We start from the raw sequence: 14708 nt of genomic DNA, 5'->3' as shown, positions 1-14708 counted from the left end.
AAAGCAAAAGTTTTCAAAGCTTGGAATATTCATTGCTATATATTCATCAGAATGGCTTCCAGAGCCATACCACACCACAAATCTTAATATTATGGAAAAATCAATCACAAGACGAAATGCTATCGGTAAAATAGCAGCAACCCTTGCTGTTGCCGCCGTTTCACCGGGAGTATTGGCACAATCTCAAAATCAGAAACCTCAAAATTCTACCGGCCCGGATCTTACGGATCCTACGACAAAATACCCACGGCCTCCTTTTAAAAGCCAGTCTCAGCCTTTTCCGGGCTTAGCTAGTAAGATGGATCCTGTTCCAGACCATGGAGAAAAAAGCTATGTAGGCTCAGGAAGGCTGATGGGAAGAAAAGCTTTAATTACGGGTGGAGATTCCGGGATAGGCCGTGCTGCTGCTATTGCTTATGCCCGCGAAGGAGCCGATGTGGCCATCAATTATTTACCCGAAGAAGAACCTGATGCCGTACAGGTTATTGACCTTATTAGGAAAGCCGGCCGTAAAGCCATAGCAATTCCCGGGGATATCAGAGATGAGTCATTCTGTAAGAAGCTCGTATCACAAGCAGTTCAACAACTTGGCGGACTTGATATCCTCGTCAACAATGCAGGCCATCAGAAAACCCATGAATCGATTCTGGATATCAGCACAGAAGAGTTTGAAAGAACGATGAAAACCAATGTATATGCACCATTCTGGATTATTAAAGCGGCACTTCCTCATCTGAAACCGGGCTCCAGCATTATCGGGCTTTCTTCAGTTCAGGCTTATGATCCTTCTGAAAACCTGTATGATTATGCACAAACCAAAGCGGCAACAACAAGTTATGTTAAATCATTAGCCAAACAGCTTGGACCAAAAGGCATAAGAGTAAACGGAGTGGCGCCGGGACCGGTGTGGACAGCACTTGAAGTAAGCGGTGGACAAACCCAGGAAAATCTTGTTAAATTCGGAGCCGATACTCCTCTTGGTAGACCGGGACAGCCTGCCGAACTTGCCTCTATATTCGTACAGCTCGCTGCCAATGACGCCAGTTTTGCAACAGGACAAATTTATGGCGCTGCCGGAGGAAGCGGACAGCCGTAATTAATAAAATATTTTTAACCAAATTAAATTATCATATTATGAATAACAAAATAAAAGTTGCTTTAGCACTCATAGGAGCAGGAGCAGTAGTAGCTTGGAGAATAAACAGGAAAAACAAAGGAAAGCTGAAAACCTTTACAGCTCCCGATGGAAATACTTATCAGGAAAACCAACTTTACAGGACTTTTGATAATAAACTTTATAAGAATGGTAAACAAATCCATTTTGAAACTCCGGAAATGAACCAGAACACTGCCGAAAATCAGACATTCGACGAACATGCTGATCATCTGCCCAAGAATTATGAGACGGTCAATAAAGACATTAATTATCATCAGAAAGGTGTCAGACATCATTAAAGTGCAAAAGGCTCAGGTTATAATACCCGAGCCTTTTATTTTATATGAATTAATATTACTTTACAATTGGTTTAATCGTAATTGCAAAACCGCCGCTTCGTGCCATTTTAAAACTGATCTTAGACTTACTCGTGATCTGCTTTTTATAAATATGATAGCTTTGAGGATTGTCGATGTAATCTGCATCTTTGCCATCTTCATAAATAGTCGCTTCGTACTTTTTGCCTTTATCGAGGAATGAGAAATCTACAGTATAATTACGCTTGTTTTCATCCGTAATACCGCCTACAAACCAGTTTTCCGTACCTTTTGCTTTTCTTGCAGTGATGATGTAATCACCAGGCTCAGCTGATAAAATTTTAGTATCATCCCAATCGGCCGCTACATCCTTAATAAACTGGAAAGCCTCCATATGTCTTTTATAATTTTCTGGTAAATCAGCAGCCATCTGGAGTGGCATGTACATCACTACATAGAGCGCTAACTGCTTTGCTAAAGTTGTCTTTACAAAACGTTTATCTCCCGGGAAATAGTAATCCAACTTAGTTTGGAAAATCCCTGGTGTATAATCCATCGAGCCTCCTATCCATCTGGTAAAAGGAAGAATAGTCTGATGGTCGGGATTATTTCCCTGAAAAGCTTCATGTTCTGTTCCACGCGCTGCTTCTGCGGAAATCCAGTTCGGGTAGGTTCTGCTCTCCCCTCCCGGCCTGACCGATTCGTGAGAATTGACCATGATTTTATATTCATTGGCTTTCTCTGCAATTCTATAATAGTGATTAATAGTCCATTGAGAATAATGATGCTCCCCTCTCGGAACCATATCGCCTACATAACCCGTCTTTACCGCATCATAACCATATTGATTCATTAGCTGGAAAGCTTTATCAGCCCATCTTTCATAGTTGGTTGCCGAAGCAGAAGTCTCGTGATGCATGATCAGCTTGATGCCTTTTGAATGTGCATATTCATTCAGCATTTTGATATCAAAATCAGGATAAGGAGTGATGAAATCGAAAACAAATTCTTTATTGTGCCCAATCCAGTCTTCCCAGCCGATATTCCAGCCTTCAATTAAAAGCCCTCCAAAGCCATTTTCTGCTGCGAAATCAATATATTCTTTCACTTTTGTGTTGTTGGCACCGTGTTTTCCGTTGGGTGTTAATTTAGAAAAATCCGTCACTCCGATATGAACATTATCAGCCGTAGAATAGGCCCACTGGGACTTTCCGATGATCATTTCCCACCATACGCCCATATATTTTGTAGGATGAATATAGGAAGTGTCGGTATATTTTGTAGGTTCATTCAGGTTAAACATCATTTTAGAATCGAGTATTTCTTCTGCCTTTGGAGAAACAATAATCGTTCTCCACGGAGAAACTGTAGAAGTCTGAATATATCCTTTTGCCCCTTGTCGATCTGCCGTAAGATGTGTTTTAAATTTAAAATTAACAGCATCCACTTCAAGATGGGAAGCCGGATAATCCAACACAGCAGCTTCTCCAAGATTTATATATAAAGGATTTTTTCCTTCTTTTTTCAACATTAAAGGGGTCTGAACCGCATTTTTTATCAACGTCTGCGAAGAATGCTTATCAAATGCCTGATCCCAGCGGCCGGGAATTTCAGAGATTTTTGTTGTTTGGGGCTGATATTCCTGCGAGTCGTAATCGGCAACGATCCACCAGGCTTTCATATCGGCTGGGAAATCAATCTCAGAATCTTCTTCACGAATCACGAAATAATTCAGGTTTTTCTGTTGCGGGAATTCATATCTGAAGCCCAATCCATCGTTAAAGAGTCTGAACTTAACAATAATATTTCTGTCAGTAGTATCCTGATGAAGCCTAACGGCTAATTCGTTATAATGATTGTTGTAATTTTTCTTTTCTCCCAGAACCGGTTGCCAGGTTTCATTTTTAGAATCCCGCTTTTCTTCTGTTTTTGTAAAGCCGTTGTTCAGGTCAAATTTTGCATCTTCAGGTTTTGCGATTTCAGACGCAAATTTGATGGAAGTATCTTTAAATAATCTCAGTCCCAGTTTTGAATCTTCAACGACTATATCGCCATTGTATTTCAGATTATAATACGGAACACCCTGCTTGAGCTGGAAATTCATTTCAAATTTTCCGTCCGGCGATTTTAAAGATTGTGCACTAACGCCCGCAAACATCATTGAGAACAATAATGCTCCAATTGTATATTTTTTCATATAAGTAATTTGGTTTTATAAAGTTAAAGAAAGTTTTACCGAAGAACAATGTTTTCACGCATAATGATTTATATATAGAATAATCGTAGGTATCTTAATATTGATAATTGCAAAAAAGAAATTATTAATATTGCTGTCAGAAACTCACCATAATTATCAATCTGATGTATTAGAATCAATTTAATATAGCATTGATATTCGTATTGATATTTTGTTTAAATTTTTTCTACGTTATTAATGATAAAAAAAACCATAACAGAAAACTGCTATGGCTTAATTTATTATTTGTATTCTGGTCTATATTTACAAAGATTCTCCAAGACCTGTATTAAAAAAGATCATTAAACTTCGTACTTCCTGAAGCTCCTTTGGGAAGAAAAACGACTTTTCTTTTTATCATTTTTGCTTTTTCAAGGGCCTTAAGGGCTTTCTGACGTTCGATCTCTCTGTTAAGCGACGGGGAATTTTCCCATTGAGTAAATTCTTTCATAATTTAATATTTTAAGGTGTTTGTGTAAGTGTAAGTTTTAAAGTAACTTATTATTGTCTTAGCATAAAGCAGACCACTTTTAATTAAACAGCAATAAATTTTGATTAAATAACTAAAAAATTATGAAAACAATTCATATCACTACATATGAAAATATTTTGGATCGGGATATTGAAATGTAAAATCAAGCTCTGAGATCAATTTCTCTGAAGAAATAATTCTTTGTTCCTTATTATTATTGTATTGAACATCTTTTAAAAGTTCATTATTCTGGGCTGCAACAACCTCATTTTTCGCAGGATGAAGCGGTGCAACAACATTATAAATCTTTGAGTGACTTTCTCTTTCAATCATCAATTGAATTATTGTTGAAATATCTTTAAAATGAATGTGGTTGACAACAGTATCAGGATCTGAAATACTAAAATTTTTCAGAAGCCGAGAATCTCCCATTAAACCACCAAGTCTGAGGATATTAATCTGTGGAAATGCTTTTCTCATTAAATTTTCAACAAAAATATCTTCAGGCAAAACCATTTCTTCTGTGAAAACTCCGGGTTCATCCGGATAAACACTGGTCGAACTTGTAAAAAAGATCTGTTTTTCATAGCTTCCTATAAATGAAAATAGCTTTGAAAGCTTTAATTGCAGTGATTGACGAGACGATCTCCTTTCTGAAAAAGGTACTGTTATAATGATCGCATCCAATTCCGAAATGACAGACCAATGATCAGGAAAGTTTTCTTCAGTATCATTGAAGACGGCGAGTTCTGCATGAACTCCCTCAGCTTCAATCTCCTGAAACTTGTCCTGTGACCTTGTCGTTGTAAAAATTTCGAATTTGCCTTTTACATCCCGTGAAATCCTGGAACCTAGCCAGCCAAATCCGATAATGCCAATTTTTCTCATACTATGCCGTTATGAAAGATATTTCAATATTGGTTAAAGGTATTGATTTATTAACCACCCAATACATTAAGTTTAAAAAAAATATTATCTTTTTTTAACAAATTGATTAATAATATTTAGTGAAGGCATATTATTTGCGTCTGATATTTACTGACTATACAAATTTGGAAAACATTATCCTTTTTCCCATATTTGCATATCAATGAAAGTTTAAGTTTGGAACTTGACAAAACAGCTATAATCCGATGAATAACAACATTGAACTATACATACAGGCACTGGATTCGGCTAACTGCGGTATCATCATAACAGATAATACGCAACCCGATAATCCTATTGTCTACTGCAACAGAGCGTTTGAAACAATTACAGGATATTCGCACGACGAGATCATCGGGCACAACTGCCGGTTCCTGCAGGGCCAGGACAGATCTCAACCTGAAAGAAGTTATATCAAAAAATGCATCAGTGAAGGAAGAGACTGTAAACTTGAAATACGGAATTATAAAAAGAACGGCAATCTCTTCTGGAATGAACTCTATGTCTCTCCCGTAAAAAATAGTGAAGGCGTAGTCACGCATTTTATTGGGGTTCAAAATGATATTACAGAACGTAAAAAAGCCGAGCATGAACTGAGGGAAGAAAAATCTTCAGTGGAAAGAAAAATAAAGGAAAGAACAAAAGAGCTCGTAGACAGTGAAGCGTTTCTCTCAAGTATTGTTCAGACCGTAAGAGAAAGTTTATTGGTTCTTGATGCAAATTACAAAGTACTGAGTGCCAACACGCACTTTTTAAATTCCTTTAAAGTTACCTCAGAAGATACGGTAGGAAAAATTCTTTTCGAACTTGGAAATCATCAATGGGACATCGAAACCCTGAAAGAGCTTCTGATGAAGATTTTGCCGACCAATAATCCGGTCATCGATTATGAAGTTGAGCACGACTTTCCACACATCGGTAAAAAAGTAATGTTGCTTAATGCTTACCGTATTGAATTTGAAGGTCAATATAAAGACAGAATACTGATCGCTATTGAAGATATTACAGAGAAAAAAGAATTAGACCGCAGAAAAGATGATTTCTTATCAATCGCAAGTCACGAGCTCAAAACCCCTCTTACCACGATTAAAGGCCTTGTACAGCTGCTTCAAAGAATGGTTCCTAAAGATTCACCGGAAAGATTTAATGAAACCCTGGATAAAGTTTCGGTGTATGTAGATAGACTTAATATCCTCATTTCAGATCTGTTGGATACTTCGAAGATACAATCAGGAAACATAGAGCTGCATGTCGATCCGTTTGAAATTGATAAAACCATTCGTGATACTGTCGAAAACTTATCAGTATCAGCACCGAATCATAAAATATCATTATCAGGATCTACCAACGCTGTTATTCTTGGTGATGAACTTCAGATTTCGCAGGTCATTAACAATCTGATTTCAAATGCGATAAAATATTCTCCTGGATCAGATAAAGTAGATGTGTATATTAACCGGGTCGGAAGCTTTGTAAAAGTTTCAGTAACTGATTATGGAATGGGTATAAGCTCACAGGACAAGGCAAAAATCTTTGACCGTTTCTTCAGAGCGAGAGATATACAGAAAAAATTTCCGGGGCTGGGAATCGGCCTTTATATTTCACATGAAATCATTGCCAACCACAACGGAACTCTTTGGGTAGAAAGCGAGGTGGGCGAAGGATCAACATTTAGTTTCACATTACCCATAATGAAAAATCACTGAAATGAATAGCAAAAAGATAATGGTTTGTGATGATGATCAGGGTATACTGGATGTCCTCCAAATGCTTCTGGAATCAGAAGGTTTTACAGTCTTCACCGAAATAAACAGTACGAATCTGATAAAGCAGATTCAGGTCGATCATCCTGATTTAATATTATTGGATCTGTGGATGCCACTTCTTTCCGGGGATCAGGTATTAAAAGCAATCAGAAGTACACAGGGTATTAAAGATCTTCCGGTCATTGTGCTTTCTGCTAGTGTAGACGGTGATGATATTGCCTCTGATGCGGGAGCAAATGATTTTGTAGCCAAACCTTTTGATCTCGATGTCATTGTTTCAAAAATCAATGGTTTACTCGCTTAAAATTCAGACTCACTTATATATGATAAAGGAATATGCAGTATTTTAAGCATATTCCTTTACTATTTAAACATTTAATGATCGGCAGCGATAAATTTTCCGGACTGAAGATCGACAGAACAACCTTCCGTTATAATATGTACCGTTAAATTTTCCCCGTATACAGGATATCCTTTTTTCACGGTATCGGTATTGGTTTTACCAAGATGTTTTGCACTTATTCCGATAACCATTCCTGAGCCTTTACAGATTGCTTTATGACCGTTTTCGATCAAAAGCGCCGTATCTTCTCCCAGGCCAATTCCGAAACATTCCCGTTGTAGCATTACAGCGTGTGCCAGTCTTCCGAATCTTCCTCTGTGAACGAAATGCGTATCGACAATACATCCGGATAAAAGCCCGAGCCCTGATGCCAGCTTTATATCATTTTCCAATATAGCCTCTCCGTCTTCCGCTTCGCAAATAATAATTTCAGGCATGCACATCGCTCCGGCACTGGTTCCTGCGATGAGAAAATCTTTATCATTAAGATATCGTTCGCGCAAAATTTCGAGTACCGGAGAATTATTAATTTCGTTGCAAATCCTATTCTGATCTCCTCCTGTAAAGAAAACTACCTTAGTGCTTTTAATTCTTTTAATATCGTGACTGTCAGCATCATCCGTCAGATGAATAAATCCAAAATTGGTAAATCCTATTTCTTCAAATGTTTTCGTGTACGTCTCTCTCATACTTTCAGGCTCGGAACTTGCTGTGGTGACCACTTCTATTCTATCGTGTTTATCAGATACAAGAAGTTTTAGAATTTCATGTGGTGAAAACTCATGATTTTTATTTTTTATTTCCACTTTTGTCCCGTTTCGGTCTTCTTTTCCGCCGATGATCAGTAATTTACCCTTCGGAATGATGAGCTTTTTTTCCGGTTTCATATTCATATTGTGATTGATGTTTTTTCGTATTACCGAATGTAAGAAAGATTATTATAAATATCACTGACTCAAATCAATCTTTTAATTCAATTTATATATGATACGGGTCATAATTTTTTATTTTTTATAATGATAAATTCGGAAAGAGTAATGAATTTCTAAAGCTGCCTACTAAAAATTCATAGGCTTTAAAACTTAAACAATAGAACTTATGCTAATCGAGGAAAAAATTTTACTTTCATATGGTGCCGAAATTGAAGATCTGAAGACTGCTGATGTTATTTTCAACGAAGGTGATACCCCGAGAGAATTTTATCAGATAAAGAAAGGAAGGATAAAACTAAACCATTATAATGAAGATGGTAAAGAACTCATTCTTGGAGTTCTGCATAAAGGTCTCAGCGTATGTGAGATGCTGCTTTTTATTGATAAAAAATATCCCGTAAACGCTATTGCTATCGAACCCACAATAATCGTTACACTTTCAAAAGAAAAGTTTTTAAAACTTCTGAATGAAAATCCTGATATTTCCAGAGATATTAACAGCTTTTTGTCTGAACGGCTTTATTTTAAATATATCATGCTGCAGAACAACACTTCGCTTCATCCGGATGTAAGAATCAGAGGGGCTTTAGAATATCATAAAAGCTTCAGCGACAATCAGGCAAAATTTTCTTTTGAAGTTCCTTTTACACGTCGTGAACTAGCTGCAATGACCGGTCTTCGGACAGAAACAGTAGTAAGAGTGATTAAAAAACTGGAGCAGGAAAATTACCTTAAGATTATTGACCGGAAAATATATGTTTAAAAGCTAAAGCTGTTATCCAAATGAATGCAAAAAAACTTCAGAAGCTGTACTTTCAAAATCCTGATGTCGTTTTTCTCGCCAAAGATTTGTTAGGTAAAGTAATATTTACAAATAATCATGGGGAAATTACGGCCGGGATCATCACCGAAACAGAAGCCTATTTCGGGACAGAAGATCAGGCTTCTCATGCTTACGGCGGCCTTCGAACGGCCCGTACTGCAGCGATGTATCATCCGGGAGGGATTGCTTATATTTATTTATGCTACGGTATTCATCATCTTTTGAATATTGTTGCTTCAGATAATAATGATCCTAAAAGCGTTCTCATAAGATCCGTTCAGCCCTATAAAGGAATATCGGTTATTGAACGAAGAAGAAATAAACCTTCATCCGACCCTTCCATTTCATCAGGTCCCGGCTCGGTTTCAAAAGCATTGGGAATTGATCTTTCTTTCAATAAAAAGCCCATAGACGGCGATGAGATATGGATTGAAGATCTAGGAATGAAATACAGTCTCAATGAAATAGTTTCCGCTCCGAGAATTGGTGTTGCTTATGCAAAAGATCACGCATTGCTGCCACTCCGGTTTTATGTAAAAGAAAGCCGGTATATAACTCATAAGTTAAAATAAAAATTCCGGAGACCTTTTTCAAATCTTCCGGAATAAATTGGATTTATAATAATGAATAAATGGTATTCTACACTATTTTACAGCATTCTTTGCTTTTTCAGATTCCATCAGGTGATGTTCCAGTGTAGGCAGTGTGTTGCTGGCAAACGATTTCAGAGAAGCTTCTGATCCTTCCGATGCCTGCTTTTTGAATGCAGCAATATCTTCTTTATGATCTTCTACCATAAGATCAGCATATGCACGATCAAAATCAGCTCCTTTTTTTGCCTTCAAATCGTCATATTTTTTCTGTTTGTCGGCATCCAGGCTTGTAGGCAAAGTATATCCCGAAGCAGATGCCCATTTTTTAAGCTCATCATTAGCTTTTCCGTGATCTTTTACCATCATGGCACCTAATGATTTTACAGTAGCATTGCTGGCATTCGTAGCAGCAAGCTTACCAAGCATAACTTCCATCATTCCTCCTTTTGCTGCAGCATCAGCGAATGATTTGTCCTGTGCGCTCAATGTATTCGTAGCTGTGTCAGAATTTGGCGCCGCAGTCGTTGCAGAATCTCCTGTTGCCATAGAAGTGTCAGCCGGTGCAGACATTGATGTTGTAGTGTCTGAAGACTGATCGGCAGTCGTGGTTTCATTTTTCTTACAGGCTACCATAGCGGCAACTGCAAGAATTGTTAAGATTGAATTTTTCATAATATATTGTAAATGGTTAAAATAAATCGCAATTATTATTGCTCACCGCAGATAGTAACAATTTATTTGCCAAAGTTTTAATAAATTAATCTTCATGTACCACATTGCAGCTGTAGCCATAGACTCCGGGTGAAAATTTAACATTTACATGGAACGGATATTGTGTAGTTTTAAAAAAATTAAATGATAAAACAATGAAAATCGCAACTTATAATGTAAACGGCATCAACGGCAGACTGCCCGTATTGCTCCGATGGCTTCAGGAGGCACAACCTGATATTGTCTGTCTTCAGGAGCTGAAAGCCCCACAAGAACGCTTTCCTATAGACGCAATCAATGCTGCAGGTTATAATGCCATCTGGAAAGGGCAAAAAAGCTGGAACGGAGTTGCCATACTTGCCCGCAACATGGAGATTACAGAGGTTCAGAGATCTCTGCCGGGTGATCCTGAAGATGAGCAGAGCAGATATATTGAAGCGATCATCAACCAGATTGTGATATGCTGTCTTTATCTTCCGAACGGAAATCCGTATCCGGGACCAAAATTCGACTTTAAACTTTCATGGATCAAACGCCTGAAGAAAAGAACCAATCAATTGATCGAAATGGATCTTCCGGCTATTGTAATTGGAGATTTTAATATCATTCCTACACCTTTTGATGTTTATAAACCGGAACGCTGGGAAGACAATGCCTTATACCGGACAGAAGTAAGAAAAGCATATCAACAGCTGATCAAAAAGGGTTGGCAGGATTCTATCCGTTCACTCTACCCTGACGAACAAATCTATACTTTCTGGGATTATTTGTATAAATCTTATGACCGCAATGCGGGAATGCGTCTGGATCATATTTTGCTGAGTCCTTATATTGCCGGTCGACTTAGCGGAGGGAACGTAGATAAGCATGTCCGGGGATGGGAAAAAAGCAGTGACCACGCCCCGGTATGGATTTCGCTTGAATAAGTTCAATAATGATTGTAAGCTTTAAGAAAGAATATGAACTGTTTATAGGAATACATAATTTCACCATCTGAAATTTGATTGCACATAATTTTGTGATCAGCCTAATTTACCCAAACGATATAGCTGTTTTTAACCCTTATTATAAATTTTAGAAAAAAGAAAATTGACACTGGTTTTTTAAATAAAGTTTAAAATACTACCATAATATACTAAATCAACTATAAAATAAAATATTTAGATAAAATCTATAACTATCACTAAACCATCACATAATTAATTAACATAATCATTAATACCTTACATAATCAATATTTAAGCATTTTTTCACACGTTAAAGACCTTTTAAAAAAACATTAAAATTTACGTAACATGACAAATAAACATATAAAATTTAAATCCAAATCTCTAAATTTGCAAAAATATCCTGAACCATATGCGAAAAACGTTACAGATTCTATTATTATTGAATTTTTTCATTTTTTTTAATGCTCAAAACAAATCGACATTAAGCATAAACTCAAAATCTTTAAGTGTTCTTACTGCAGAATACAATAAAATATATGAGGCTGCCAAGGAAATTATGGCAGATCTTTTACATAACAGAAATAATCATACGGAAAATAGCCATCTGGATTTTTCAACTAGCAATGCTTCACTGAGCAAGAGTGAACTTAATATTGATTCAAAAAATACGGAATATAAAAACAAACTGCATCTGAACTGGGTTTCTGATATGAGCTACAATTTCAGTCCCGGATTTAGCGATGATGATAATATCTTTTACCGCGCCAGAGTGTCATCCGGGATAGACTGGCTTGCTTTGGGAGAAGGAAGTATGAAGAATCAGAAAATCCAGAATTCTTTAAATGAAAAACTAAGAAATATTGATGTTTTACAAAAGGTAAAATATAAGAAGGAACTTGACTACAGAGCGAATATTGACAAGGTAAGAACGGCTTTCGACGAAAAAAAGATAAAGCTTTTATCTGATTATGAAAGACTTTTGAAATTACAGAACGAATTCACAATAAACCAGAATAAAGTCGGGCTGAAAAATGACGCTGAAACAGCACAGTCAAAATACCGTCTTGACAAAATAGCCATTGAAAAAAAATCATTGGAAAGCCTTCAGAAAACCAATGAAAGAAATCCTTTTACCGGTGAAATCCTGAACTCTGAAATCCCGGATCTTACGCCTGTTGAAAATATTGATCTCAACCCTTTGGTAAAAGACAGGGAAACCGCTTTGAAAATGGAGAAGGAAATAGCAGATATGAAGCGTAAAAGAGACAAGCAACCGGATCTTCGATTAAAATTAAGATACAATTATTATTCTGCTTTGTCAAGAGACCGCAATTTTGCAAGTGTAGGAGCTACAATCAACCTTCCTGTAAGCAGAAGCAAAACAGATTATGAATCTGAAAGCGATTTTAAATGGAAGGAAAACGCCTTGCAGGATATGCAAATGATCTATCGTGACAGACTTAGCACATTATTCAGAGAATATTATCTCCTGAAGTCTGAAATCGAGGTATTGGAAAGTGAGGTAAATTATCTTGAAGCTGAACTTAAAGTGAATTCCAGCAACGAGAAAAGCAATACTTTCAGTCCGGCATCCTATCTTGCTACGGCAGAAAAACTTTTAAATAACCAATTACAGATCTGTGACAAAAAATCTGATCTGTATGAAAAATACCTTGAATATAAAATGATATCAGGAACCGACAACCCAACAACCAACCTTCAGAGCAAACTGAATGATGATAATGCAGGTAACGAAACTTATATATGGAGCAGCTTCTTTACCAATTATTCCAATGCCTATATCATCAATCTGATGAATCACTGGCACGTCAACAGGGTTTTCCTGTCTCCCGGCAAAGTTTATGATCTTGCGAAAGTAAATGATTTTATGATGATGGCTGCTCAAAACAACATTCAGGTATACCGCCTCATCGGGGAAAACTCATATGCTAAAACGGATGATGGCTTTACAGATCTTCAGGTTGCATTGCAGTCTGCGAAAGATATGGGATTTGCAGGAGTACATCTTGATATCGAACCTCATACTTTTGACGACTACAAAACGAATGTTGACCTTTATGCACAAAGACTCATCAACCTGTTTACCAATTCAAAGACATGGTGCAACCAGAATAATATGGATCTCGGAGTAAGCGTTCCTATGCAGCTCCCCGCAGAAGTGGCAACCGCTCTGCATGACAACAGCATCATGACCTATATCATGGCTTATGATGTCTTGAGTCTTGATAAAAAGCTAAATAAAACAGCCCTCATCAGAAGCATATTAACCACAGACTATTATGTATGGGTATTCCGTATTAACGATTTTCAGGTTTTCAGCGATCTATTGGATGCGGAGTCTTATGTACAGGCCGCTGGCGTTACAAAAATCGGGTATTACGACTTATCACAAATGAATAATTTTAAACCATAATGGAAATCAATTTTAACGACGATAAAATAACAGAAGATTCATACGAGAAGCCGGTAAAGAAACGCAGATGGGATCGCTATATCTATTTCGCCGTCTTACTATTGATTGTATTTTCGGTGCTGAAATGGCTCATCTCATCCTGGATTTTTGATTATGCCGACGGATTTCTGAAGCAGCAGCAGTTTGATGTGAAGTTTACCACTGATATAAGAATTCTCAATTACTACGCAAAGGAAGGCTCGCCTGTAAAAAAGGGAGATACTCTTTTCAGTTATGAATTTTATGACACCAATATTCGTAAAAGCAGCCTGCAGGATTCCCTGAAAAATCTTGTTGATAATACGACTTTTGAAAATCACCTTGCTTCTATCAGCGCTCAGGTTTTAAAAAAGAAAGGTCTTGTTGCCGATCTTAAGAAAAGAGTTGCGTACTGGGAAAGTGAGAAAAAGAGAAAAGAAAAACTGGTATATATCGATCAAATCACTCCCAACGAACTGGCCAATGTAGACCGCTCGATCGACGATCTTAAATACGAAATTGCTTCATTAAATGCCGATATTAAAGCATTAAATGATGAAATCACAAAAACATCACTGATTAATAAGCATAAAAACCTTCTGGCAAAAGAGGAAAACAGAGCTTCCGCCATGCAAAATTATTATGTATCTCCTATCAATGGAAATACAGACCGTTTTCGTATAACCGACGGACAGGTGGCTTATAAATCAGACATTATTACATCAGTAGTCCGCAAAAAACAGTTTGTACAGGCATACATCGACATCAGTGATCTGGATGAGTTTCATGAAGGAGATCGAGTAGCCATTAAACTTCCTTATGGATTTAATAAAACGCTTACAGGGCAGGTTAAAAAAATCTACTCTATATCAGAGATAAAGGATAATACTTTAATTAATAAAACTTTAAGTGATAATAAATACGGAGTTGTGATCGATATTGTACCCATAGACGGAAAGTCCTGGGAAGCAGTAAAAATCAGTAATATTCCGGTGAAAGTTAGAAAATTGAGATTTACATAAAAAACACT

14 protein-coding genes are annotated in these 14708 nt (G+C 37.0%); 9 read left to right on the top strand and 5 right to left on the bottom strand.

What is annotated here, in order from left to right; all coding sequences use genetic code 11:
• Window positions 1-91 precede the first annotated feature (91 nt).
• Window positions 92-1096 carry an SDR family oxidoreductase gene (locus tag AC3WV0_RS02720; RefSeq protein ID WP_488843780.1) on the top strand — a complete coding sequence of 335 codons (1005 nt, stop codon included), beginning with the start codon at window positions 92-94 and terminating at the stop codon, window positions 1094-1096.
• 38 nt (window positions 1097-1134) lie between these two features.
• Window positions 1135-1455 carry a hypothetical protein gene (locus tag AC3WV0_RS02715; RefSeq protein WP_488843778.1) on the top strand — a complete coding sequence of 107 codons (321 nt, stop codon included), beginning with the start codon at window positions 1135-1137 and terminating at the stop codon, window positions 1453-1455.
• A 55-nt stretch (window positions 1456-1510) separates the two neighbouring features.
• On the opposite strand, the gene AC3WV0_RS02710 is transcribed toward AC3WV0_RS02715, so the two are convergent.
• From AC3WV0_RS02710 to AC3WV0_RS02700, 3 genes are all read right to left on the bottom strand, one after another.
• Window positions 1511-3670 (bottom strand): glycoside hydrolase family 97 protein, encoded by a 2160-nt coding sequence (locus AC3WV0_RS02710; protein ID WP_488843776.1) that lies wholly within the window; start codon window positions 3668-3670, stop codon window positions 1511-1513.
• Window positions 3671-3998: 328 nt separating this feature from the next.
• Window positions 3999-4160: a hypothetical protein gene (locus AC3WV0_RS02705; protein WP_164462403.1), complete on the bottom strand. Its 162-nt coding sequence runs from the start codon at window positions 4158-4160 to the stop codon at window positions 3999-4001.
• Between the two features lie 141 nt (window positions 4161-4301).
• Window positions 4302-5069 (bottom strand): Rossmann-fold NAD(P)-binding domain-containing protein, encoded by a 768-nt coding sequence (locus tag AC3WV0_RS02700; RefSeq protein WP_488843774.1) that lies wholly within the window; start codon window positions 5067-5069, stop codon window positions 4302-4304.
• A gap of 245 nt (window positions 5070-5314) precedes the next feature.
• Here AC3WV0_RS02700 and AC3WV0_RS02695 point away from each other — a divergent pair, with 245 nt between their 5' ends.
• On the top strand, window positions 5315-6814 hold the full coding sequence (locus tag AC3WV0_RS02695; RefSeq protein WP_488843772.1) for a PAS domain-containing sensor histidine kinase: 1500 nt from the start codon (window positions 5315-5317) through the stop codon (window positions 6812-6814).
• Window position 6815: 1 nt separating this feature from the next.
• The gene (locus AC3WV0_RS02690; RefSeq protein WP_089999106.1) at window positions 6816-7178 is read left to right on the top strand and encodes a response regulator transcription factor; all 363 of its coding nucleotides are present in this window, start codon (window positions 6816-6818) and stop codon (window positions 7176-7178) included.
• Between the two features lie 71 nt (window positions 7179-7249).
• Here AC3WV0_RS02690 and AC3WV0_RS02685 read toward each other — a convergent pair whose 3' ends face one another.
• A complete protein-coding gene (locus tag AC3WV0_RS02685) occupies window positions 7250-8104 on the bottom strand; it encodes a cyanophycinase (RefSeq protein WP_488843770.1) in 855 nt (284 codons plus the stop codon).
• A 211-nt stretch (window positions 8105-8315) separates the two neighbouring features.
• Between AC3WV0_RS02685 and AC3WV0_RS02680 the strand changes: the two genes are divergently transcribed.
• A complete protein-coding gene (locus tag AC3WV0_RS02680) occupies window positions 8316-8912 on the top strand; it encodes a Crp/Fnr family transcriptional regulator (protein WP_488843769.1) in 597 nt (198 codons plus the stop codon).
• A gap of 20 nt (window positions 8913-8932) precedes the next feature.
• Window positions 8933-9544 (top strand): DNA-3-methyladenine glycosylase, encoded by a 612-nt coding sequence (locus AC3WV0_RS02675; RefSeq protein ID WP_488843767.1) that lies wholly within the window; start codon window positions 8933-8935, stop codon window positions 9542-9544.
• Between the two features lie 72 nt (window positions 9545-9616).
• Here AC3WV0_RS02675 and AC3WV0_RS02670 read toward each other — a convergent pair whose 3' ends face one another.
• On the bottom strand, window positions 9617-10237 hold the full coding sequence (locus AC3WV0_RS02670; protein ID WP_488843766.1) for a DUF4142 domain-containing protein: 621 nt from the start codon (window positions 10235-10237) through the stop codon (window positions 9617-9619).
• 194 nt (window positions 10238-10431) lie between these two features.
• Here AC3WV0_RS02670 and xth point away from each other — a divergent pair, with 194 nt between their 5' ends.
• The 3 genes from xth to AC3WV0_RS02655 all read left to right on the top strand — a co-directional run bounded on the left by xth (window position 10432) and on the right by AC3WV0_RS02655 (window position 14700).
• The gene (xth, locus tag AC3WV0_RS02665; protein WP_488843764.1) at window positions 10432-11202 is read left to right on the top strand and encodes an exodeoxyribonuclease III; all 771 of its coding nucleotides are present in this window, start codon (window positions 10432-10434) and stop codon (window positions 11200-11202) included.
• Between the two features lie 433 nt (window positions 11203-11635).
• Complete coding sequence (locus AC3WV0_RS02660) at window positions 11636-13660, top strand: hypothetical protein (protein WP_488843762.1); 2025 nt, start codon at window positions 11636-11638, stop codon at window positions 13658-13660.
• Complete coding sequence (locus AC3WV0_RS02655; protein WP_488843760.1) at window positions 13660-14700, top strand: HlyD family secretion protein; 1041 nt, start codon at window positions 13660-13662, stop codon at window positions 14698-14700. Before AC3WV0_RS02660 ends, AC3WV0_RS02655 begins: the two co-directional genes overlap by 1 nt.
• Window positions 14701-14708: the final 8 nt, after the last annotated feature.

The organism is Chryseobacterium sp. 27AL, assembly GCF_057815395.1.
Note: the sequence above shows the minus strand (reverse complement) of the source record. Positions and strands in the feature narration are given on the sequence as shown.